We start from the raw sequence: 22,316 nt of genomic DNA, 5'->3' as shown, positions 1-22,316 counted from the left end.
AGGCATCGTCTTCAACTTCTTTGCTAGAATTTGCTGAGCGTGAGGCCGGCGCGCAGGCGCAGCACGGGCTCGTCATTGAAATCGTCGGGAGCAAGGAGCGGGCGTTCATAGGATATTTCACCGAAGACCCAGCCTCCCTGTAGCCGGGCGCCTATGGCGGCCCCCATCAGGTTGCGGTTGATGCCGGGAGTGCTAGGCCCCTCAAACTGCCAACCGGCGTCGAGGCCCGCGAAGAGACTGAGCTGGCCGAGATACTCCAACTGTTCTTGTGAGAAAATGTCCGGTGCGAAGGACACTTCGTTGCGGCTGTAAAATCCGTTTTCCGCCGACAGGCTGTCCGTGTCGAAGCCGCGCACGCTCGATGCGCCTCCGATGCCGAGTTGTTCGGAGCCGAAAAGGGCCACCGGGGTGTATTGCCCGCGCACGCGGGAACTCAGGAAAAGACTGCCACCGCCGGCCGCCCAACCCCGCGACAATCCAAGCTCGCCATCGAACTTGGTGAATTGGGCTTTGGGAACGCTGGAATCCGCATCGCCATTATCTACAGGCGCCCCCCATAGCGGGAGCCCCTGATCGATACCGAGCCGTGCGGAAAGCGAACCACCCAAGAACCGGCGGGTATGGGCGAACTCAAGCCGGCCCACGCTCAGGACGCGGCTGGATGTCTCCAGAAGGGCATCTTCCAGATAGTTCTCCGCCTCCTTGAAGTTCAGGCTGGCGCGCCCGTAGGTCTTGCTTACCTGGTCCCGGAACAGCAGGCGTTCGATTTCGCCTTTGTGGGACCAGTTCGTGCCGGTCGTCTTGAATGACTGTACCTGGCTCTCAACTTCCGAGAGATAATTGTAGTAGGAAGACGACCAGCGCCAGGTCCACATGCCGCGCGGCACGGTAATATAGAGCGATGTGTTCCCGCTGATTTGCGACTCGTCGAGACTCGGATCGCTGTGCTTGTGGGAGATGGAGATGGTTTCAAACTGGCCGAACAGATCTTCAATGCTGAAACTGCCCTCGAACTGGGCCTTGCCTGTACTCTCGGCACCGGAATTGTCGACGCCAACGGTCGCCTGCCAGGGCCTTGCTGAGGTAATGTCGACGACTACGATGCTCATTCCGGCCGTAGAGCCGGGTTGGAAACTGATTTTGGCATCTTTGGATGACAGGGAATTTATCTGATCCAGTCCCTGCTCAATCCTTCGGATTTGCAGAAGTTTTCCGTTCAACGACGGGAGGACGCCGTATCCCGTTTTGCGCAGTTTCCCGTTTTGACGCAGTTGGACCTGTTCGATGCGCCCCTCGACCACCTGAATGCGCAAAGTTCCGGTTGAAAGATCCTGCTCCGGAAGGTAGGCGCGGCTGGTGACGTAACCGGCATCGACATAGAGATTGGTCGTATCCCGAACCAGCCCGAATATTTGCTCCAGCGCAAAACACTTGTCGGCCGGCACCAGTTCTTGCAGCCTGGCGTCCGGGAATACGGTCGCCTTTTCGAAAACCACTGTCCCGACGTCGATGCAAGGCCCCGGTCCGGAATCGCCCGGTTGCGTGGCCGTCGGCTCCCGGTCGCTTTCCTTCACTGGGCCAACCGGCGGCAGGGTTTGTTTCAGGAGGCGATCCTGCTCGTCGAGAAGATCCCGCTGGCGTCTCTGCAACTCTTCGCTCTGCTGAATTGCATCCTGAGCGGGCATTGGAGCGGCCGAGGAAATATGCGGCCACAGAAGTAGAGTGACCCAAGGTAAGATTTTGAAACAGCGCATGAATTACCGGCAAAGCACATTTTATAATTGGAGGCCGGATTACAATTTTTGGTCGCCAATTGCAACCTGCCATTGCTGATTTTCACAGGCGCAATTGTATTTCTCGTTTCCTGTCCGTTAACAGCGACGAAGAAACCTGCCGATGCTCAGCCTACAGGGCTGACCAGGATCGTCTGTGCAGAAGCTCAATGGCTTACGACGCCGGCCACACGCCAATCGACACTTATTCGCAACGAACCAGGCTGCTCAGAACCGGTTTCCAAACGATATCGAGAGTTTACTCCTTATAACGGGATCCCAAGTCTGCTGATTTCCACCGCTCCTCAGAAATCCGCGATTTTTGGCAAGGTGTAAACTCAGTGCACGAACCGCATTTGAGTTTTTACACCTCGAATGGGGGCCGGCGATTGATTTCTAAGGGTAATTTCAAATGGCGGCAAAGCGTCCGCCGCGATCCAAGCCACTGGCGCCATCCGAACTTGCGCGCCGAGCTCCATTTAAAAATATGAGGAATGTCGAAAAACCGCGAGTTACCAGCTAATCCCACCAAATCCCGGAATAGCCATTGGTGCCATCCGTTCTTGCGCGTTACACTCGGCATCCAGACGTTAGTTAGATCGTAGCCGATCAAATTCAAAGTCCAGGTGGACGTCCGCCTCGAAGTTTGGACATCTCCGCTCAGCGCCGTAAGCCGGATGGCTTTCCTGCGCCGTTGTTTCCCTTAAGCAACCGTTCTAATTGGGCAAAAAGCTGTCAGCGGAAGGCAGTCAGCACGCGACAATCACGTACTTTGGCGATAGCTGTCAAATCTCTCTTTCGAAGCGTTTTCTACAGATGCCCTGCGAGTGCCGTTCGCTGGGCGGATTCGATCCGGATTGGCTAATTCGATGGCCCCTCATCAATAATTTTCGAATAACCCGGGTCTCCCATCAGACCGAAAATTTCAATTTAGATGCCGTGGCTTAACTGATTTTCAGCAGCCGAAGTTTCGGCTCACCGGCTCTTCAGATCGTCAACAATACCGTTTTTTCCTTGTATTTGTATGATGTTGTACAGTATGATCTTCAGCGAGTAGAAGCGAACTTTGCGCCCTTTGGCTCTTTGGTAATTGCTCTGGCTGGTGCAAGTCACCTCGGGAGGTCGGAGATTGGGTGCCGTGACGATCGCTCTTTTCTATCCCCCGCAACGCTTGGCCCAGACCAAACTGGCTCGCGCTCCATCGCGAGGCTGTGTGCAAATTCGACTGGGAGGAAATGATGATGAAGTCGACTTTTACAGCAACAGTGTTAGCACTCGCTCTCTCCACATCGGTTGAAGCCGCTGACAAGGTCAAATTTCAGCTGGATTGGCTGCCGGGAGGAGACAAGGCGCCCATCTATGTTTGTATCGAGCGCGGATTCTGTGAAAAGGCAGGTCTTGATGTCACGATCGAACCGGGTCGCGGCTCTTCCGAGGCGTTGACCAAACTGGCCACCGGCAGCTCCGATATCGGAATTTCGGGGATCGGCGCGCTCATGGCGGCCCGTGCCAACGAAGGCATCGAGGTGACCGCGGTCATGTCGGTGTTCAACAAGGGCCCGCATGCGTTTTTCACGCTCAAGGGCAACAAGATCGATGACTTCGGGGATATCGACGGCAAGAGCGTCGCGACGTCTCCGTTTACCTCGTCGAACGTCTACCTGCCGCTCGTCCTGCAGGACAACGGCATCTCGATCGACAATCTCAAACTGACCAAGTCCGATCCGGGCGCACTGGGGCCCATGCTGGTTACCGGCCAGGTCGATGCGATCATTGCCTGGCTGACGGATCTTTCGCGCTACGAGCGCCAGGCGGCTGCCGGTGGCAGGGAACTTATGATCATGCCCTGGTCCGAGGCAGGGCTCGAGATGTATGCGACATCTCTGGTTGCCTCCAATCGGTTCCTCAAGGAACGGCCTGATGTCGCCCGCCGCTTTGTAGGAGCCTTTCGAAAGTCCGTTGAATATGCCCGCGAGAATCCGGCCGATGCCGCACAGGCAGTCGCCGACGCCGTGCCGGAACTCGACGCTGCCGATGCCGAAGCAAGCCTTTCCGACGCACTGGTGCTGATATTCAATGAAGTAACCCACGCAGAAGGCCTGGGAACGCTCGATCCGGACCGTTTGGCTGCGACCTGGCAACGTGTTGCGGCAGCACAGGGCATCGAAGTCGAGGCTCTGGATCCGGAAAGCATCGTCGACCGCAACTTCATTGAGGAGAATTGAGCATGACAAACCTCACCTCTCCCGCGATCAGGTTCTGCGATGTGGAAATGAAATTCGACACGCGGGCCGGGGAATTGCTCGCCCTGCAGCATGTCGACCTGACCATCATGGATTACGAGTTCGTCGCCATACTCGGTCCGTCTGGCTGCGGCAAGTCAACGCTGATGCGGCTTGTCGCCGGCCTGCTCGAACCGACGGCCGGTCTGGTCGAGGTTCACGGAACCCGTGTGACGGAACCACGCGACAATATAGGCATCGTTTTTCAGAAACCCACGCTGCTGCCCTGGGCGACGCTCGAGGACAATGTGGTCTTTCCGATGAAACACAAATACGGCCGCGTCACCCCTGAGCAACGCGAAAGAGCACACGAGCTGCTGGAACTCGTCGGACTGGCCAATCTGGAAAAACGCCGGCCAGGACGCCTGTCCGGCGGAATGCAGCAAAGGGTCGGGATTGCCCGCGCCTTGCTGCACAATCCCGACATTCTGCTGATGGACGAGCCGTTCTCGGCACTCGACGCCCTGACGCGCGAGGAAATGGGCTTCGAGCTGCTCAATATCTGGCAGAAGCACCGCAAGACGGTGATGTTCATCACCCATTCCATCGTCGAGGCGGTTCTGCTGGCCGACCGCGTGGTCGTGATGAGCAACGGCCCCGGGGCCCGTGTGGCCGAGGACTTTCGTGTCCCGGCTCCCCGTCCGCGGACCGGCGAGTCCATGCGACTGAACGAAATGCAGGATCTCGCAGCGCATCTGCGCAGTCTCCTGATGACCCGAAAGGCAGCGTGAAATGGCCGACGCGATGAACCGTCTCAACCGAATTCCCGGCCTGCTGCCGGGTCTGACTTTCCTCACCATCCTCGTCTGCTGGGAACTGAGCACGCGATTGCTGACGATCCCGTCCTTTCTGCTTCCCGCGCCCAGCCGCATAGCGGAAGGGTTCGACGCAGTCACGGCTTCGCGCTGGCTGGCCCACGTGTGGGCAACGCTTCGCGTGGCATTGCTCGGCTTCATCACCGCCATCGCGGTGTCGCTGCCACTGGCTATCCTGCTGACACGCTCCCGCCTCGTTTCGACCGGGATCTATCCGTTGCTCGTGGTCATCCAGTCGACACCGATCGTCGCGGTGGCCCCGATCATAATCGTGACGATGGGCTCCGGCGACGTCAGCCGCGTGCTGATCACCTTCCTGATCTCCTTCTTCCCCCTGGTCGTATCGATGACCACCGGGCTGAAGGCGACACCGGAAGAGCTGATCGAACTCAGCCACTCGCTCAAGGCTCCGTTGCTTCGCGAATTCTCCCAGATCCGCATTCCGTTTGCGATTCCCTACATCTTCTCGGGTCTCAAGATTTCGGTGACGCTGTCGGTAATCGGCGCGGTGGTGGCAGAATTCGTGGCGGCGGAACAGGGCATTGGATACTTCATCCAGTTCTCCACATCGCTGTTCAAGATCCCGGAAGCCTGGGCCGGCCTCGGTATCCTGGTGGTGATGTCCTTGACCCTCTTCCAGATAATCGCACAGATCCAGCGCCGCCTTTTCCCCTGGAGCCTGCCGAGGGAGGGAAAATGACCAGCTTTCTCATCAAGAATGCTGAAGGGGTGCTGACCGGGAAAACCGGTCAGCATGCCCGGGCAACAGGCGACATTCGTGTCGAAAACGGGATCATCAGCGAGATCGGCGCACTTGAGAAGCGGCCGAACGAACGAGTGATCGATGCCAGCGGCTGCGTGGTCACGCCAGGCCTGGTCAACACTCATCATCACCTGTTCCAGAGCTGTCTCAAGGCTGTGCCTGCCGGAATGAACGAGCGGCTGGCAACCTGGTTGCGGCTGGTTCCGGTGTCGCACTGGCATCTGCTGGACGGCGACGTGATGAAGGTTTCGGCGATGGTGGGCATGGCAGAGCTTGCCTTGAGCGGTGCCACGACCGTGGCCGATCACCACTATTTCTATTCGGACCGCTATGATTTCGACCCCAACGAAGTGCTCTTCGATGTGGCGGACCGGTTCGGCATGCGTTTCCTGCTGGCCCGCGGCGGGGCGACCCAGGCTCGAAAATACGATACCGACGACGTTCCCCCGCTACCGATCGAGCCGCTGGATGACATGATCGACGCGGTGACAACCGCGGCTCAACGCTGGCACGACCCGGCACCCGACGCAATGCGCCGGGTCGCCTTCGCACCGACGACGCCCACCTTCTCCCTGCCCGACAGCGCTTTGCGCGAGGTGCGCGCGGCAACCCGCCACCTGGGGCTGAGACTGCATTCGCACCTGTCGGAAAACATGGACTATGTCGAGTATACGATGGGCAAGTATGGAATGCGGCCGGTGCACTGGCTGGCCGAACAGGACTGGCTCGGCGAGGACGTCTGGTACGCGCATATGGTCGAAATCGACGATAGCGAGATCGCCGTACTTGCCGAAACCGGCACGGCGATGTCCCATTGTCCGCAGGCAAATGCACGCCTGGGATCCGGCGTGGCGCCGACCTCCGCATTGCACGCGGCTGGTGGCACTGTCTCGCTGGCCGTGGACGGGGCAGCCGCAAACGAAGCCGCGGATATGGGCACGACGCTCTATCTCGCCTTCGCCCTGCCCCGCGCCTCGGAAAAGGAGGCCGCGGCCAGCCGCGCCGAAACCGTGCTCAGCTGGGCCACGGCCGGCGGCGCAAGAGCGCTGGGATTCGATACGATCGGCACGATCGAAGTGGGCAAGAGCGCCGACCTTGCCATCTTTGAGTTGAACCGGCCGCGTTACTTCGGTCAACACGACCAGGCAATCAGTCCGATCATCTCGGCCGGAGACCTGTCCGTGCGTCATTCCTTCGTCCGCGGAAACACGATTGTCGAGAACGGCGAGTTACCCTGGCTTGACATGGAATGGCTGCGTGCCGAGGCGCTGCGCGTCGTCAACAAGCTCAAGGCGGCCGCCTGAAAAACCGGGGAAAGGGCAAGCCCTTTCCCCTCGCCACACGCGGTTGCGTCGAGATTTCCGTCAGACATTTTCCCATCTGCTGCCGAAACGCCCGAAGACGCCTGCGCATTCCGCCGGAGCAGCCAGGCCAACAAGACGGGGCTGACAAGTCGAGCGAGCTAGCTGGTGATCAAAAGGCCCTTTCGGGAGATCTGCACGGCACCAGCACCAACACCCGGGGCCTGAGGCCGCTCACCTGTCCAGCGATGCACCTTGCCGGTATCCAGATCGAAGAGATCCAGCACGCGTCCCACCGTGTGATCCACCATTTCGTCAAGACTTTCGGGACGCGCATAGAATGCCGGCACCGGCGGGTAGACAATAGCTCCCATCTCCGTAACGGAAACCATGTTGCGCAGATGCCCCAGATGTAACGGGGTCTCGCGCACCATCAATACCAGCTTGCGCCGTTCCTTGAGCACCACGTCCGCGGACCTCGCCAGGAGGCTCGTGGTGGTGCCGCAGGCGATTTCCGCCATGGTCTTCACCGAACAGGGCGCAATGACCATGCCCATCGTCCGGAAGGACCCGGAGGCACAGGCCGCGCCGATATCCTTGTTGGAATGTGTCACGTCGGCGATCTTTTCCAGATCGCGCGGACCGAAGGCGGTCTCATGCGCCATGGTGAGGCGGGCTGCGTTGGACATGACCAAATGGGTTTCAACACCCAGTTCGCGCAATGCCTCGAGCATCCGCTTGCCGTAGATGATCCCCGAAGCGCCGGAAATGCCGACGATCATTCGCCTGGGGTTCTGGTTGTCCATCTTGTACTCCTGTCCGGCTGCCGACCTTTCCTGTGACCCGTCCGGCCGCCTCATTGCGCTGCGAACGGCTCACACTGTTCCTGATGAACTCGCCTGGAGCTGCTGCAACAGGTCTTTGGCCCGTGCCTGCGCAGCTTCGGAAATCTGAGCCCTGATGCCGTGGAAGTCGGGGCCACGGGTCGCGTCGAGCCCCATGCGCGAGGTCGTGCCTATTCCGCTGGCCGACGGATCGAGCGCATTGCCGGGCAGGCCTTCAACAATCACCACGTCGCGATGCGGCTGGAAGTGAGCGGATACCGCCCAGAGCACTTCTTCGTCGCGCGTGATGTCCACATCGGCATCGACCACGATCACGTTCTTCAGGTACTGGTCCCAGCCCATCAGCCCGAGCATCACCTGCCGCGCTTCGCCCTCCCGGCTCTGGTTCATCGCGACATAGGCGTGAAAATGCGTGCCGGAGGAAGGGTAATGCACGGCCGTCACGGACGGGAAACGCGCCTTGAGCTTTTCCACCATCTCCGCCTCGCGGGGAATCCGGCCAAGGTTCAGATGCTCGGCGGAATTGCCGCCGGCGACGCTGACCAGGATCGGCTGTTTGCGGCGGAGGATCGCCTCGACGGTGAAGAGATTATTCGTCGAGCGATCCGAGGAATAACCGGTGAATTCACCGAACGGCCCCTCTTCGACAAAGGCTTCGTGGTCGATCACGCCCTCCAGGACGATTTCGGCCTGGGCCGGAACGCGGATGCCGTATTTGGGTGTCCTTACGACCTCGAGGGGCGCGCCCATAAGCCCGCCGGCAATGTCGCGCTCGTCTTCCTCAAAAGCCAACCGTGCCGAAGCTGCCAGCATGAACAGGGGATGGCCGCCGATCACCATGGCAACGGGCATCGGGCGGCCCTTCTCTTTCGACAGGTTCAGCAGCCGCCACAGGTGGCCGCGCGAATGCAGCGAGGTGGCGAGCTGGTTGCGCGAGCGGATCATCGCGCGGTGGTAGGAGAGGTTACCTATACCTGTATCCGGATGTTCGCCGATTATGATGCCCGAAGTGATGTATTTCTGGCGATCGGTCTCAAAGTGCTTGAGCATCGGCAGGGTGTTCAGGTCGACGTCCGCTCCCGCAACCACGTGCTGCATAACCGGCCCGGTGGCGACTTCCATCGGCGCCATCGCAGCCCGAGAGCGGGCCTGATAGGCTGCGTGCAGCCCGGCCTCGCCGGTTTCGAACAGGTGCGCGATCCGCCGGCGCGATCCGAACAGATTGCAGACCACCGGCGCATCGAGACCAGTCACGTTGTTGAGCTTTAGGACGGGCTGCCGCCCCTGCCCTGCCAGTGCCCAGATAAGCGCCGTTGCGTCCTGATCATCCGAAACCGGTGCGTCGATCTCGATGATGTCGTCGGGACAGGATGCGCGATAGGCGGCCAGGAAATGCCGGACATCCTGAGGGTGGAATTCGGCGGTCTTGCCCATGAACATTACTGAAGCCTCCAGTGAGACGGAAAGGAGGCGGTGGCGCGCTGCAAACGCCACCGCCCAAGGATCAGGCCGGTTCCAGATGTTTTCCGGTCACCCGGTCCACGCCGGCATAGGTGTCTTTCAACCTGGCCTCGGCATCCTTCAGATCGCGCGGCGGCGGGGTCGGGTCGATACCGACCAGCCGGGCGATGTTGTTGCCGAGATATCCTTCAAGGTCATCTTCGGAGAGGTTCATCCCGTGCGGCGGCTCATGACAGAGCACTTCGAGCTCCCGCAGCCACATGCCGGGATCGTTGGGCGGAGAATCCGTACCGAAGACGATTTTGTTCCTGGGGAGCTGCTGGGCGAATTCCACGATGCGCGATTGGAAGCACCAGCCGCTCTCGCAATAGACATTGGGCGTGTCCATCGCCATCCAGAACGCTTCGAAGCTGTAGTTGCCGCCGGTCTGGATACCGAAATGGCCGATGATGAAATTCACCATCGGGAATTCCCGGATGATCGGATAGAACATCGTCGGTATCGTGTAGGGCCCGTCACCGGTATGGATCAGCACAACGATGCCCAGTTCGGCACATTTCTTCATTGCCGGACGCAACCAGTCGAGCGCCCGGTCCGGACGGTAGCCGTGCATGTTGGCATGAAGTTTTATCATCTTGAAACCGTATTCCTTGTGATGGAATTCGATCTCGGCGGCGCCGTTTTCCGGTCCCCAACGCGGGTTGTAATTGAAGTTGCCGATGAAGCGGTCCGGGTATTTCTGGCAGAGCTCGGCGCAGTAGGCCATGTAGTCGCGAATGCCCTCGCGGCCCATGCGATTGCCGTCGCGATATCCGGTATTGCCAGGCGGCGGCTGTATGAAGCCCATGTCGATCCGGCGCGGCTTGCCGTTGATCATGTACGGTCCGTCCATCATTTTCAGCATTCGTTCGCCGGTGAAGGGCTCGCCGGTGTGGCGCCAGGCCTCGTCCACCAGGTTGGTGGGATGGAGATGGGTGTCGATAATCATCTGTCAGTCCTTTGCATACGTTCGATGGCGCTCTATTCGGCGGGCTCCAGGGCAACCCCGTTGCCACGCAAATAAGCCTCGGCCTCTGCGAGCGAACGTGGCGGCGGGGTCGGCTCGAGTCCGATCATTCGGGCGACATTGTTGCCGAGGTAGTCCTCGAGGGTTTCCTCATCGAGGTTCAGGCCCTGGGGCGGTTCGTGGCAAAGCACTTCAAGCAGGTTGATCCACATGCCCGGCTCGTTCGGCGGGGTGTCGGTTCCGAACAGGATCTTGTGCGGCGGCAACTCCTTCGCGAATTCCACGATCCTCGACTGAAGGCACCACCCGCTTTCGGCATAGACGTTGGGTTCATCCATCGCCATCTGGAACGGTTCGAACGTGTAGACGCCTCCGGTCTGCACGCCGAAATGCGCGAGGATGAAATTCACGGAGGGGAATTCACGGATGATCGGCACGAATTCGGTGGGGATCGAATAGGGCCCATCTCCGGTATGCAGCTTGACCATCACACCAAGATCGGCACACACGCGCATTGCCGGGCGCAACCAGTCCAGCGCCCGGTCCGGGCGATAGGCATGCATATTGGCCTGCAACTGCACCATCTTGAAATCGAACTCCTTGACATAGCGTTCGATTTCTTCCGCACCATTCTGGGTGCCATAGCGCGGGTTGTAGACGAAGCATCCGATGAACCGGTCCGGATGCTCGCAGACCATTTTTTCGGTATACGCCATGTATTCGCGGATGGCGTGCTTGCCTTCCTTTTCATGGATACCGTGGGTGTAGATCGTGTTGCCCTGCGGCGGCTGGATGAACGCCTTGTCAACACGGCGGGGCTTGCCGTTCACGTAGAAAGGGCCGTCCATCATCTTCAGCAGCCGCTCTCCGGTAAATGGCTTGCCGTCGTGGCGCCAGGCCAAGTCGACGAGATCCGTCGGATAGCAACTCAGGTCGATAATCATAGGGGGTCTCCTGTGATGTGGTGCCTGGCCGCAAGACACACATCCCCAGCGCCGCCGCGGGTGTTCGCTGACGGTTTCGGAACAGCAGCGCGGGGCGCCGTGCAACAGCTTCTGATCCGATTGGAAACTTTGGGGGGATGTGACATCGCAGCCTCACCTCTCAACGGGTTGGTGAGCAATTGGCTGCGCTTCTACTCTGCCATGACCCTAAATCACGGACTTAATATTGTCAACAATCTAATTCAAGTATCTACAATCAATGATCTTTTCATCAAAAAAAGGCCCGCATCCGGGAGACGCGGGCCAGTGACCTGCCTTACGATCAGAGGAGATGGGATCAGTCGATGAGGCAGGCGGAGAGTTTGGCGGCGAGTTCCTCACGGTCCAGGTCGCGGCCAATGAACACGATCTTCGAAAGTCTCTGTTCGGCTCGCCAGGGACTGTCCGGGCGCAGATCGAAAAGCTGGTGCACTGCCTGCAAGACGAAAAAGCGGTCTTCGCCGGCGATCGACAGAATGCCCTTCGTCCGAAAGATTGCCGCCCCCCGCTCCTCAAGATAGCCGGTCAGCATGGCCTGGAGTTTTTCCAGCACAAACGGCTGGCCGAAGGTGAAGCTCACCGAACTTACGGTTTCATCATGAAGGTGTCCGTGGTGATGGTGGTCATGGTGATCGTCACCATCCAGATCGATCTGAAGGATTTCTGCGCGTTCGCGAAGATAGGAGGGCTGGAAGCCGTTGATATTCAGGATCGAGCCGAGATCGACCACGCCGTATCGGGACCGCAGGATCGGCGCTGTCTGATTGAGATTGCGCAGCTCCGATTCAAGCTTGCTCAATCCCTCGTCACACGCCAGATCCACCTTGTTGACGATGATGCGATCGGCAGCAACGATCTGGTCGACCGCCTGATTATCGCGGCCGTCGAGCACCGGATCATAGAGGTGCTGGTCGATATGCTTGGCATCCACCAGCGTCACGATCGCGTCCAGATTGACCTCCTCGGCAACGCCGCGGTCGGCGAAGAACGCCGTCGCGACGGGTGTCGGATCGGCCAGACCCGAGGTCTCGACGATGATGTGGTCGAACTTGTCCTTTTGCTTCAGGAGTTTGTTCATGACGTCTATCAGGTCATTTCGCACATCGACGAAGCAGCAGATGCAGCCGTTCTGCATCTGGTAGATTTCCTCCTCGGAGGCCAGGACGAGATCGCTGTCCACATCGACTTCGCCGAACTCGTTTTCGATCACCGCAATGCGGTATCCGTGTTTTTCCGTGAGGATATAGTTCAGGAGCGTGGTTTTCCCTGAACCCAGGAAACCGGTCAGGATCGTAATCGGGATCTTGTTCTTTTCGATCTTATGGACCTGCATCACTGATCCTCCCTTTGTTTCAATGCGTTGAGTATGTCCTCAGGCGTTATCGGATAGTGGCGGAAGCGCACGCCGATGGCGTCGTGAATCGCATTGGCGATGGCCGGGCCGATCGCGATGATCGGATCTTCGCCGACACCCTTGGCCCCCCAGGGGCCCGAGGGATCGGGAGCGGCTTCCAGAATCACGGTGTCGATTTCAGGCATGTCCATCGACAGCGGCATCTTGTAGTCGACCAGGCCCGCGTTCAGGGAGCGTCCGTTTGTCGTATCGATGACGTAGTCTTCGGTCAGCGTGTGGCCGATCCCCTGTTGGATACCGCCCTCGATTTGGCCCTGTGCGGCTATCGGGTGGATCACCTTGCCGACGTCATGAACCGGCATGACACGATCGACCTGAACGAGGCCCGTGCCGGTATCGACGGTCACTTCAACGAAATGAGCGGCAAAGGAATAGGACTTCGTCGGCTCATAGGTTCCCTTGCCCAGAATATTCGCTGCAGGGATGCCCTTCGATGGCCCCATCGCCTCGGCCACTGTCATGGTCAGGCCCGGCTGTCCGGTCACGTGGATCACCCCGTCCACCAGCATGAGCTCCTCGACCGGCACATTGGCTTTGGCCGAGGCTCGTTCCAGAACGCCCGAATGCGCCTTGCCGGCGGCGATCCTGGCGGCGCTCCCGACCAGATAGGTGGTGTGCGACGCGAAGGCACCGATATCCCACGGCACGGCATCGGTATCGCCATGGACCACCGAAACGCTCTCAAAAAGCACACCCAGCTCTTCAGCAACGATCTGCGCCAGCGCCGTATGCGCGCCTGTGCCCAGCCCGGCCGCACCGGTCATCAGCGTTATCGAACCGTCCTCGTTCACCTTGACGACCGCGTTGCCCTGCTCCTTGATGCCCGGATATGCGGACGATCCATGCATCTCGCAGCCGACGCCCCAGCCCTTGCGAATGTGAGGACGGCTCGGATCCGGACGGCGGTCCAGGCTGCGCCGGGCCTTCCAGTCGAAACCGGCGATCCCGTGCTCGATACACGCCTCCAGTCCCCGGCCGACGATCGGATGGCCGGACGGCGCGATATCGCCTTCGCCGACGGCGTTCTTCCGCTTCAGGTCGGCCGGGTCGACCCCCAGCCGCTCGGCCGCTTCATCCATCTGAATGTCAAGCGCGTAGTAGGTCTGCACCACGCCATAGCCGCGGAACGCTCCGGCAATCGGTGTGTTCGTATAGACGCATCGTCCGTCGAGCCGAACATTCTCGCAGCGATACAGCGACGTGGCGGAGTTGGTGCCGACAATGGTCACGCCCGGTCCGTGCGATCCGTAGGCTCCCGAGTCGTAGACAATCTTCATGTCGCGCGCGGTGATGGTGCCGTCGTTGCGGAATCCCTGTTTCAGCCACAGCTTGAAAGGGTGCCGCGACCGGCCGGCGATGAAGGTTTCGCGCCGGGTGAATTCCATCCGAACCGGGCGGCGGGTCGCCTTGGCCAGAAGCGCACAGAGAAACTCATGCTGGAAGCAATCCTGCTTGGCGCCGAAACCTCCGCCCATATGGTCGACCAGTACCCGCACCTTGTTGACGGGCAGGCCCAACACCTCGGCCAGGATGCCACGAACCATGAAGGCGGTCTGGGTGGAGGTCCAGAAGGTCAACTTGTTTGACCCGTCCCAGTCGGCCAGGCAAACGTTGGGCTCCATATAGGCCGGAACCGGCCGGCCGCCGGAAAACTCGCCTTCGAGGACGAAATCGGCTTCCGCAAAGCCCTTCTCGACATCGCCGCGCTCGACCCTGACCGGTTCAAGCACCAGGTTGCCGCCCGGCCCGACATCGTGGATCAACGGCGCGCCGGGCCGTATCGCCTCCTCGGGCGTGAAGACGGCGGGCAGTTCCTCATAGTCCACTTCGATAAGATCGAGCGCTTCGTCGGCGATTTCTTCGCTTATGGCGGCAACCGCGGCGACGCCCTCGCCAATAAACCTCACCTTGTTGTCGAGGATGAACTGGTCCTTTGTGCAGGACGCCGAGCGCGGGTGCGGCGAGCCGTAATGCAGCACGCGCGGCACATCCTCGTGCGTCAGCACTGCCTTGACGCCGGGATATGCGAGCGCCTTGGAAACATCGATGCGCCTGATGCGCGCATGAGCCACATCGGCGCGCTTGATCTTGCCGTACAGCATGCCGACAGGTTTCAGATCGGACACATAGCTGCCTGCGCCGGTCACCTTTTCGATCACGTCTTCACGCTTGACGCTCTTGCCTATGATCCGAAACTCGTTCTTCAGATTGGGTGTGGGCATGTTCATAAGGTGACCTCCGTCTCGCGGGTCGTGCGCATCTCCTGCGCGGCGCTGCGGATCGCATCGAAAATCTTGGTGTAACCGGTGCAGCGGCAGATGTTGCCGCTCAAGCCGAACCTGATTTCCTCGTCGGTCGGATCCGGGTTCTCTTCCAGCAGTTGTCTGGCCATCATCAGAATGCCGGGCGTGCAGAAACCGCATTGGGAGGCGCCGTGCCGCATGAAGGCATCCTGCAGCGGATGCAAGGCTCCGCTGGCGCTCTGCAGCCCCTCGACCGTTTCCACCCGCTTGCCACTGGCTTCGACGGCCAGCATCAGGCATGCATTCACCGGCTGGCCGTCCACCAGAACGGTACAGGCTCCACAGTCGCCGACATCGCAGCCTTTCTTGGTGCCCGTCAGCCCTGCCTCTTCGCGAAGCGTGTCCAGAAGCGAGCGATGTTCCTCGACGATCACGTCATGGGAATCGCCGTTGATGATCAATTCGACAATCTGTTTCATGCGGTTGCCTCCAATGCTGTTCTGACGGCACGGCGGGTCAGCACGTTCACCATTTCGCGGCGGTAATCGGCGCTGGCGCGCACGTTGCTGATGGGGGTGCAGTCGTTCATGGCCTGAACGCCGGCACGATCAATGACGTCGTCATCAAGAAGAGACCCGTTGAGGATCGCTTCGGCTCCGGTTGCCCGCACAACGGTCGGGCCGACCGCACCAAGCGCAATACGGGCCTGGGAGCAGCGATTGCCTTCACGCACGAAGCTGACCGCAACTCCGACGGTCGCCAGTTCCATTGCCTTGCGGCGGCCATGCTTGATGTATGCGCGAACGCTGTTGGCTTCGGGCGCCGGCAGGATAATGCCGGTCGCGATTTCACCGCGCTTCAAGACCGTCCGGCCCGGACCGGTAAAGAATTCGCTCAATGGCATCCGGCGCATGCCTTGCGGCGTGTAGTAGTGAATGATCGCGCCGTCGGCGATCAACGGCGGGATGGTGTCGGCGGATGGAGAAGCCCGGCAGATATTCCCGACGACTGTTGCCCTGTTGCGCACCTGGATCGATCCCAGGGACCGCAGCGCTTCGGCGAAGTTCGGGTATGTTTGCTGTACGCCTGTCAGGGTTTCCAGCTGACGGGCCGTGACCAACGCGCCCAAGGTCAATCCCGTAGCCGGATCCCAGCTGATGTCACGGATACCGGGAATGGATTTGATATTGACCAGGTGTGAGACTTTCCGCAGTCTTTCGCGGATTTCCACCAGAAGGTCGGTGCCCCCGGCAAAAACATAAGCGTCATCCCCCAGCTCGACCAGAAGCTTCGAGGCTTCCTCGAGCGTGGAAGGTTCATGATAGGCAAAGCGTCGCATGATTGCTCCCTTGGCTTGCGCACATGGCGCGCGGTTGAAAACACGGCCGCTTATCCAAAGGGGGCTACGCCAGTAAGGTTATCGCATTCAGGGCGGCGGCGGAGAGCCTCCTGAAACTTCTGCGGATCTGATGTCCCGCAACATTTCCGCCTGCAACGCGTTCAACAACTCGGTGTTGTAATGCGCCGCCTCTTCGCCGTCTCCACGTGCCAGGGCACCGAGGGTCTTGATGTGCAGCGCGTGGCCGGAAAACTCGGATACCTTTCCATCACGGAACGGCAGCAACAGCGGTTGACAGTTAATCAGGTCGTCGAGAAACCTCGACATGTACTGGTTGCCGGCGTGATGGCCGAATTCCATGTGAAAGCTGCGCGAGAGATGGCGGGCGTCCTGGATCCGCCCTTCATCATAGGCCGCCCCTTCAGCACGAACGATGTCCTGCAAGGCAGCGGCAACGGTATCGTTGTAACGTTGGGCCAACTTTCCCAGCAGCGCCGTCTCGATCACAATCCGGGTTTCGAAGACCTGAACTGCCTCCTCTGTCGTCAACTGGGCGACCCGCGCTCCCTTGTTCCTGCTGATTTCCACCAGCCCTGCATTTTTCAGCCGCAGCAATCCGTTGCGAATCGCCTGCCTGTTGGCCCGCGCAACCTCCGCGAGTTCACGCTCGACCAGACGCTCGCCCGGCAGCAGCCGTTGAGCCTGAACGGCGTCCACCACGACGGCAAAGACGCGCTCTTCTGCCTCCGGCCCGCTTTTCAGCTCGGATCTGCGCGCAGGTGGTCTGCGAAATGGCGAGTATTTCACCGGAACCTCTTCGTTTCTTTCACATCACAATATGAGCGGAAGAGATTTTTGTCAACAATCAGTTCTTATTCCATGTTTATCAGTGCTTTGTCATATAACTTGCAACATGGCTGCGGATTTCATTCCCCTCTCTGAACACCTCTCACGAGAGCATTGCGGGAATCGCAGCGGCTCAGGTCAAGACCATCAGGTCTTTTGGAGCCGCTTGCTTGACGCGTGGGAGAAATGCTCGCCGAGCGGCGGGCATCTGGACTGAGCTGCACAAGCCAATGAAGATCCCTGCTGCGGACAAGGTGTTGCGCGTCGAGGACGTTCTCTCGGCTCAGGACAAAGCAGCCAGAGCCTCTGCGTGCAGGGCAGCGCTGGCCGCGGCGACAACCTGGCCCTCCGAATGCAGGCCCAGGGCCTCGCCTTTCCAGTCGCTGATCACGCCTCCCGCACCCTCGATCACCGGAACGAGGGCCATGTAATCGTAGGGATGCAGGTTCATTTCGAAAACCAGATCAACATGGCCCGAAGCCAGCAGGCCGTAGCCGTAGCAGTCGCCCCCGAAGCGGCGCATGGCGACTTTTCGCGAGAGCGCCTCGAACTGCGCGGTTCCCGCCGCGTCGAACGTGTCGGGCGTCGTGGTATAAAGGATCGCGTCGGCCAGCCGGGTCCGGCCGCTGGTGCGGCACAGCGCACCATTCAGTGTCGACGGTTTGCCGCGCAGCCCCATCCAGCGTTCGCCGGTCGGCGGTATCGAGATGATGCCGAGTTCCGGCGTCCCGTTGAAAAGGCAGGCAATCAGGGTGCCGAAGGTCGGCATCCCGGAAACGAAACTCTTTGTGCCGTCAATCGGGTCGAGCACCCAAACGTAGTCGGCATCCAGGCGGGCGTCCCCGTGCTCTTCGCCAAGGATCCCGTGGGTCGGGAAGCGTTGGGCGATGCTTTCACGCATGGCCGCCTCGATGGCGCGGTCGGCCTGCGTGACCGGGGAGAGATCGGGCTTTTGCTCCACGTCCAAGGGCTTGCGGAAGTAGGTCATCGCCATGGCGTCGGTGACGTCGGCAAGCCCGTCGGCAAAACGCGCCAGCATCTCCGTCTCGGGCGGCGTCGTGGAGCGCTGCATGGATTTTCCTTGTCTGCGGGGGTTGGCAGGCCGCGGCGGTCGGCCTGTAAAATTAACCGTAGACAAAATCCACAAAAGTGCAAGACTACACAAATATCCCCAAGTCCGTGAGCAGCGGGCGCGGCAATCAGAAGGGGTCTCGGGAGGACCCGCAGCGATCCGGGGCAGGCAATGGCTCAGGAACGCGTGGACTAACAAGGAGAGACGACAATGAGGACTTGGACCAAATTCACCGTGGCTTCGCTGGCCGCCCTCGGCATGGCGGCAAGCGCGTCGGCGGACGTGATCACCGTCTATACCGCGCTCGAGGAAGAAGAGATCGCGGGATATATCGAGGCAGCCCAGAAGGCGATGCCCGAAACCGAAATCAACGTACTGCGCCTGTCCACGGGCAAGCTGGGCGCGCGTCTTCTGGCAGAAGCGGGGAACCCGCAGGCCGACGTGATCTGGGGATGGGCCGTCAGTGCCATGATGGACCCCCAGATCCTCGAGATGCTGGAACCCTACGCGGCCAAGGGCGTCGATGTCCTGCCTGCCACCTTCCGCGGTGAAGACGGCAAGTGGTTCGCACCGATCGGCTACATGGGGGCATTCTGCGTGAACACGGCACGGCTTGAGGAAAAGGGCCTTCCGATGCCCAAGAGCTGGAAGGATCTCGAGAACCCGGACTTCAAGGGCGAAGTCCTGATGCCCGACCCGAATTCTTCCGGCACCGGATATCTGCACGTCAACGCGGTTCTGCAAACCATGGGCGAAGAGGCCGGCTGGGCGCAGCTCGAAGCCATCGATCCCAACATGGCGCAGTATACCTCGTCCGGATCCAAACCCTGCAAGTCCGCACGCGTCGGCGAATACACCGTTGGCATCTCCCTGGCATTTACCGCGATGCAGTCCATCGAGGAAGGCTATCCGCTGGCCATGGTCTTCCCCGAGGAAGGCGTGGGCTATGAACTGGAAGCCTCGGGCCTGATGACCAGCTCCGACAACAAGGAGGCGGCGAAGGCCTTCCTCGACTGGACGATGTCGGACGAGGCAATTGACCTGTACCAGCAGTACAAGGCGCTGATCACGGTTCCGGGTGTCGATGCCTCGCAAGCGGCCGAGGAAGCGGGCCTGCCGGCCGACATATCGACCGTCCTGGCGGATATAGACTTTGTGAAAGCAGCCAAGGACCAGACGGCTGTCAAGGAAACCTGGAAGGAAAAGCTGGGCCGCTGATCCCAGGGCGGCACGAGCTGCCACCAGCTGCGCGCGGGTCTTCGCTGGAGGCCCGCGCCACTTTGACAGGAGGCCTGACCCGCCGTGTATCTGACCGTCCGCAACGCCACCAAGACCTTCGGGTCCTTCACAGCGCTCGACAACGTCTCGATCGAGATCGACCAGGGCGAATTCGTCTGTCTGCTGGGTCCGTCCGGCTGCGGGAAGACGACGCTCCTGCGGCTGATCGCGGGGCTATCGGAGCTGAACGGCGGCGAGATCCTTCTGGAGGGTGCGGCGCTTTCGGACCTTCCCGCACGAAAGCGGGGCTTCGGGATCGTGTTCCAGTCCTACTCGCTCTTTCCCAACATGACAGTGGCCGAGAACATCGGCTACGGGCTGAAGATCCGTGGCACGCCGTGGGCCGAGATCTCACGGCGTGTGATGGAGCTTCTGGAGCTGGTGAAGTTGCCGCAGGTCGCCGACAACTTCCCTGGCCAGCTGTCCGGTGGACAGCAGCAGCGGATCGCGCTGGCCCGGGCGATCGCCGTCGATCCGCGTGTGTTGCTGCTGGACGAACCCCTTTCGGCGCTGGACGCAAAGGTCCGGGCCGAGCTTCGCAGCGAGATCCGCCATGTTCAGCGCTCGCTCGGCATTCCAACCCTGATGGTGACACACGACCAGGAAGAGGCACTGGCGCTGGCGGACAAGATCATCTGCATGAATCATGGCGTCGTGGTGCAGGCCGGGACGCCGGAAGATCTCTACCACCGTCCGGCGACGCGCTTCGTCGCGGACTTCATGGGGATCAGCAATCTCGTCCCCACCGACCCGATCCGCCGCGAATTCCCGGATCTGATGGCAAAGCGGCCAGAGGGGGCGGACGCGGGGCATGTTGCCTGCATTCGCCCGGAACAGATCGGCCTGACGCCGGCGCGGGACGGTAATGCCACCGTGCGCAGCATCAGTTTCCTCGGCAATCTGCGGCGACTTGAGGTGGACAGCGCGGTCGGCCCGCTGGTCGTCGAGACACACGGCCGCAATCCCTGTCGCGAGGGCGAGCGCGTGAACCTGAGCATTCCGCCGGACGCCTGTACCTGGGTGGCTGACGACCTGGCCCGCCAACCGGCCGGGACCGCGGCATGAGCGGTGTGGAGCCGATGACCACGTCTGCGCGCAGACAACCTGATGCGGACCGGTTGCTGACGCTTGTCTGCGTCGGGCTGCCGCTGCTTGGGCTCGTCCTCTTCTTCCTCTACCCGATGGTGATCGTGTTCCTGCGCTCCTTGACGGTTGACGACGGCTACGGGCTCGACAACTACACGCGGGTTCTGGGTTCGGCGGGATTCTGGCGCGCGACCGAACATTCCCTGATCATGGGCGGCGCCACCACGGCCCTCAGCGTCTTCCTGGGTTTCATCATCGCGCACGGGCTCTATCGCTGCGCTTTCCGGGGCAAGTGGCTGATCCGCAGTGTGATCGTCCTGCCGCTGCTCGCACCCTCCCTGGTGCAGGCGCTCGGGCTGATATTCCTTCTGGGGCGCAACGGCGTCATCAGCCGTGCCCTGGGTGTCGAGATCGAAATCTACGGCTTCTGGGGTTTGCTGATCGCCAACACTCTCTATGCTCTGCCGCAGGCGGTGATGATCATCGGTGCGGCGCTGGTCCTGCTGGACGCGCGCGTTTACGAAGCGGCGGAAGTCATGGGCGCCTCGCCGTCACGCCAGTTTCGCGACCTGACCCTTCCCGCCGCGCGCTTCGGGATCCTGAACGCGGCCTTCGTCTGCTTCACAATCACGATCACCGATTTCGGCAACGCCGCGGTGATCGGCGGGGACTACTCGGTCCTAGCGACCGAAATCTACTCCCAGGTAGTCGGTCAGCGGAACTTCAACATGGGCGCAGTGGTCGGCATCATGCTGTTGCTGCCGACCGTGGTTTCCTACGCCATCGAGCGCCAGGCGATGAAACGGCAACAGATCGGACAGCCGGCCGGTCAGGTGCCATATCGGCCGTCCTTTGCACCAGTGCGCGACCTGATCATGGCGTCCCTGTCGCTGCTGATCTGCGCGGGTATCGTCGCGGTTATCGGCATCGTCGTCTATGCAAGCTTCGTCACCCTCTGGCCTTACAACATGACGCTGTCGTTCAAACACTACGACATCACGCTGGCCGGTGGCTATTCCTCGCTCTGGATGACCATCGTGATATCGCTCATGGCGGCGTCGGGAGGCACTCTGGCCGTCTTCCTCCTGTGCCTGGGGCTCCGCCGGCTTCCGCGCAGTGCCGCCCAGCCCATCCAGATGCTGGCCGCCATGCCGGCCGCCGTGCCCGGGATGGTGCTGGGGCTCGCCTATATCCTGACTTTCAATTCAACGGCGACACCGCTCTACCTTCTCTATGGCACGGCCGCCCTCATCGCGATCGTCAACTTCTACCACTATCACACGCAGAGCTTTCTGACGGTGATGACCGGCTTTCGCCAGTTGCCCCAGGCGCTCGAAGAAGCGGCGGCCAGCCTTGGCGCAGGCCTGGCCCGGACAGCCGTCGATATCGTCGCGCCCTTCATCGCGCCCATGCTCGTCTCGGTTTTCTTCTTCCTCTTCATGCGGTCCATGGTGACGCTGTCGGCGGTCGTCTTCCTCACCACCCCGGACTTGAGCGTCGCGGCAGTCACCATCATGCGGCTGGACGATGCCGGTCTGACCTCCCAGGCGGCGGCCTTTTCCACCTGCGTGATGGCGGTCGTCAGCCTGGCCCTGCTGAGCATGAAGGGAACGCTGGCATTGATGGGACGACGCAACCGGATCAAGGAGCCTGCCTGATGTGGGCAAAGGAACGTCACCGGCTCATCCTGTCCATGCTGAGCGCGAACCAGCAGGTGAGCGCCAACGACCTGGCGCAGATGCTGAACGTCTCTCGCGAGACGGTGCGCCGCGACCTGCTGGACCTCGAGGAGGCAGGACAGGTCAGCCGC

The 22,316-nt window shown here is 60.6% G+C and carries 18 protein-coding genes and 1 pseudogene; 8 read left to right on the top strand and 11 right to left on the bottom strand.

All coding sequences use genetic code 11. The features are described from left to right. Positions 1 to 23: 23 nt before the first annotated feature. Positions 24 to 1,685 (bottom strand): ShlB/FhaC/HecB family hemolysin secretion/activation protein, encoded by a 1,662-nt coding sequence (locus tag ON753_RS08050; protein WP_265962046.1) that lies wholly within the window; start codon positions 1,683 to 1,685, stop codon positions 24 to 26. A gap of 1,328 nt (positions 1,686 to 3,013) precedes the next feature. Here ON753_RS08050 and ON753_RS08045 point away from each other — a divergent pair. The 4 genes from ON753_RS08045 to ON753_RS08030 are packed head-to-tail and all read left to right on the top strand — an operon-like array spanning position 3,014 to position 6,936. After that, complete coding sequence (locus ON753_RS08045) at positions 3,014 to 3,997, top strand: ABC transporter substrate-binding protein (RefSeq protein WP_377047180.1); 984 nt, start codon at positions 3,014 to 3,016, stop codon at positions 3,995 to 3,997. 2 nt (positions 3,998 to 3,999) lie between these two features. Beyond that, a complete protein-coding gene (locus tag ON753_RS08040; RefSeq protein WP_265962044.1) occupies positions 4,000 to 4,785 on the top strand; it encodes an ABC transporter ATP-binding protein in 786 nt (261 codons plus the stop codon). 1 nt (position 4,786) lies between these two features. Further along, positions 4,787 to 5,569 carry an ABC transporter permease gene (locus tag ON753_RS08035; RefSeq protein WP_265962043.1) on the top strand — a complete coding sequence of 261 codons (783 nt, stop codon included), beginning with the start codon at positions 4,787 to 4,789 and terminating at the stop codon, positions 5,567 to 5,569. Then, the gene (locus ON753_RS08030; RefSeq protein ID WP_265962042.1) at positions 5,566 to 6,936 is read left to right on the top strand and encodes an amidohydrolase family protein; all 1,371 of its coding nucleotides are present in this window, start codon (positions 5,566 to 5,568) and stop codon (positions 6,934 to 6,936) included. Before ON753_RS08035 ends, ON753_RS08030 begins: the two co-directional genes overlap by 4 nt. 158 nt (positions 6,937 to 7,094) lie before the next feature. Here the strand turns inward: ON753_RS08030 and ON753_RS08025 are convergent, their stop codons facing one another. The 10 genes from ON753_RS08025 to hisN form a co-directional block, all read right to left on the bottom strand. After that, positions 7,095 to 7,739 (bottom strand): UbiX family flavin prenyltransferase, encoded by a 645-nt coding sequence (locus ON753_RS08025; protein ID WP_265962041.1) that lies wholly within the window; start codon positions 7,737 to 7,739, stop codon positions 7,095 to 7,097. Positions 7,740 to 7,808: 69 nt separating this feature from the next. Further along, positions 7,809 to 9,218: a UbiD family decarboxylase gene (locus ON753_RS08020; protein WP_265962040.1), complete on the bottom strand. Its 1,410-nt coding sequence runs from the start codon at positions 9,216 to 9,218 to the stop codon at positions 7,809 to 7,811. A 64-nt stretch (positions 9,219 to 9,282) separates the two neighbouring features. Further along, positions 9,283 to 10,227, bottom strand: coding sequence for an amidohydrolase family protein (locus ON753_RS08015; RefSeq protein WP_265962039.1), 945 nt, complete (start codon positions 10,225 to 10,227; stop codon positions 9,283 to 9,285). A gap of 32 nt (positions 10,228 to 10,259) precedes the next feature. Then, on the bottom strand, positions 10,260 to 11,189 hold the full coding sequence (locus ON753_RS08010; protein WP_265962038.1) for an amidohydrolase family protein: 930 nt from the start codon (positions 11,187 to 11,189) through the stop codon (positions 10,260 to 10,262). A 337-nt stretch (positions 11,190 to 11,526) separates the two neighbouring features. Beyond that, the gene (locus tag ON753_RS08005) at positions 11,527 to 12,561 is read right to left on the bottom strand and encodes a CobW family GTP-binding protein (protein WP_265962037.1); all 1,035 of its coding nucleotides are present in this window, start codon (positions 12,559 to 12,561) and stop codon (positions 11,527 to 11,529) included. Then, complete coding sequence (locus ON753_RS08000) at positions 12,561 to 14,870, bottom strand: xanthine dehydrogenase family protein molybdopterin-binding subunit (protein ID WP_265962036.1); 2,310 nt, start codon at positions 14,868 to 14,870, stop codon at positions 12,561 to 12,563. The genes ON753_RS08005 and ON753_RS08000 overlap by 1 nt, the downstream gene beginning before the upstream one ends. Beyond that, a complete protein-coding gene (locus ON753_RS07995; protein ID WP_265962035.1) occupies positions 14,867 to 15,364 on the bottom strand; it encodes a (2Fe-2S)-binding protein in 498 nt (165 codons plus the stop codon). The genes ON753_RS08000 and ON753_RS07995 overlap by 4 nt, the downstream gene beginning before the upstream one ends. After that, positions 15,361 to 16,224 (bottom strand): FAD binding domain-containing protein, encoded by an 864-nt coding sequence (locus tag ON753_RS07990; protein ID WP_265962034.1) that lies wholly within the window; start codon positions 16,222 to 16,224, stop codon positions 15,361 to 15,363. The genes ON753_RS07995 and ON753_RS07990 overlap by 4 nt, the downstream gene beginning before the upstream one ends. A gap of 87 nt (positions 16,225 to 16,311) precedes the next feature. After that, entirely contained in the window at positions 16,312 to 17,031 is a 720-nt protein-coding gene (locus ON753_RS07985) for a GntR family transcriptional regulator (protein WP_265962033.1), read from the bottom strand. Positions 17,032 to 17,353: 322 nt separating this feature from the next. Continuing rightward, the gene (gene hisN / locus ON753_RS07980) at positions 17,354 to 18,142 is read right to left on the bottom strand and encodes a histidinol-phosphatase (RefSeq protein WP_265962032.1); all 789 of its coding nucleotides are present in this window, start codon (positions 18,140 to 18,142) and stop codon (positions 17,354 to 17,356) included. 210 nt (positions 18,143 to 18,352) lie between these two features. On the opposite strand from hisN, the gene ON753_RS07975 reads away from it, so the two are divergent. The 4 genes and pseudogenes from ON753_RS07975 to ON753_RS26790 all read left to right on the top strand — a co-directional run. Further along, a complete protein-coding gene (locus tag ON753_RS07975; protein WP_265962031.1) occupies positions 18,353 to 19,360 on the top strand; it encodes an ABC transporter substrate-binding protein in 1,008 nt (335 codons plus the stop codon). 84 nt (positions 19,361 to 19,444) lie between these two features. Beyond that, positions 19,445 to 20,485, top strand: a complete 1,041-nt coding sequence (locus ON753_RS07970; protein ID WP_265962030.1) for an ABC transporter ATP-binding protein — start codon at positions 19,445 to 19,447, stop codon at positions 20,483 to 20,485. Then, positions 20,482 to 22,164 carry an ABC transporter permease subunit gene (locus ON753_RS07965; RefSeq protein WP_265962029.1) on the top strand — a complete coding sequence of 561 codons (1,683 nt, stop codon included), beginning with the start codon at positions 20,482 to 20,484 and terminating at the stop codon, positions 22,162 to 22,164. Before ON753_RS07970 ends, ON753_RS07965 begins: the two co-directional genes overlap by 4 nt. After that, positions 22,164 to 22,286: pseudogene (locus ON753_RS26790) on the top strand (HTH domain-containing protein); the annotation flags it as partial. The gene ON753_RS07965 and the pseudogene ON753_RS26790, both read left to right, overlap by 1 nt. Positions 22,287 to 22,316: the final 30 nt, after the last annotated feature.

This window comes from Roseibium salinum (genome assembly GCF_026240905.1).
In the GTDB taxonomy this organism is placed as follows: Bacteria; Pseudomonadota; Alphaproteobacteria; order Rhizobiales; family Stappiaceae; genus Roseibium; species Roseibium salinum.
This window is presented reverse-complemented; position numbering and strand designations above follow the sequence as displayed.

What these genes read in the sequence shown, in the direction of transcription:
- ON753_RS08050 (WP_265962046.1), bottom strand. Translation starts at nt 1,685, where the DNA reads ATGCCCGCTCAGGATGCAATTCAGCAGAGCGAAGAGTTGCAGAGACGC.
- ON753_RS08045 (WP_377047180.1), top strand. Translation starts at nt 3,014, where the DNA reads ATGAAGTCGACTTTTACAGCAACAGTGTTAGCACTCGCTCTCTCCACA.
- ON753_RS08040 (WP_265962044.1), top strand. Translation starts at nt 4,000, where the DNA reads ATGACAAACCTCACCTCTCCCGCGATCAGGTTCTGCGATGTGGAAATG.
- ON753_RS08035 (WP_265962043.1), top strand. Translation starts at nt 4,787, where the DNA reads ATGGCCGACGCGATGAACCGTCTCAACCGAATTCCCGGCCTGCTGCCG.
- ON753_RS08030 (WP_265962042.1), top strand. Translation starts at nt 5,566, where the DNA reads ATGACCAGCTTTCTCATCAAGAATGCTGAAGGGGTGCTGACCGGGAAA.
- ON753_RS08025 (WP_265962041.1), bottom strand. Translation starts at nt 7,739, where the DNA reads ATGGACAACCAGAACCCCAGGCGAATGATCGTCGGCATTTCCGGCGCT.
- ON753_RS08020 (WP_265962040.1), bottom strand. Translation starts at nt 9,218, where the DNA reads ATGTTCATGGGCAAGACCGCCGAATTCCACCCTCAGGATGTCCGGCAT.
- ON753_RS08015 (WP_265962039.1), bottom strand. Translation starts at nt 10,227, where the DNA reads ATGATTATCGACACCCATCTCCATCCCACCAACCTGGTGGACGAGGCC.
- ON753_RS08010 (WP_265962038.1), bottom strand. Translation starts at nt 11,189, where the DNA reads ATGATTATCGACCTGAGTTGCTATCCGACGGATCTCGTCGACTTGGCC.
- ON753_RS08005 (WP_265962037.1), bottom strand. Translation starts at nt 12,561, where the DNA reads ATGCAGGTCCATAAGATCGAAAAGAACAAGATCCCGATTACGATCCTG.
- ON753_RS08000 (WP_265962036.1), bottom strand. Translation starts at nt 14,870, where the DNA reads ATGAACATGCCCACACCCAATCTGAAGAACGAGTTTCGGATCATAGGC.
- ON753_RS07995 (WP_265962035.1), bottom strand. Translation starts at nt 15,364, where the DNA reads ATGAAACAGATTGTCGAATTGATCATCAACGGCGATTCCCATGACGTG.
- ON753_RS07990 (WP_265962034.1), bottom strand. Translation starts at nt 16,224, where the DNA reads ATGCGACGCTTTGCCTATCATGAACCTTCCACGCTCGAGGAAGCCTCG.
- hisN (WP_265962032.1), bottom strand. Translation starts at nt 18,142, where the DNA reads ATGCAGCGCTCCACGACGCCGCCCGAGACGGAGATGCTGGCGCGTTTT.
- ON753_RS07975 (WP_265962031.1), top strand. Translation starts at nt 18,353, where the DNA reads ATGAGGACTTGGACCAAATTCACCGTGGCTTCGCTGGCCGCCCTCGGC.
- ON753_RS07965 (WP_265962029.1), top strand. Translation starts at nt 20,482, where the DNA reads ATGAGCGGTGTGGAGCCGATGACCACGTCTGCGCGCAGACAACCTGAT.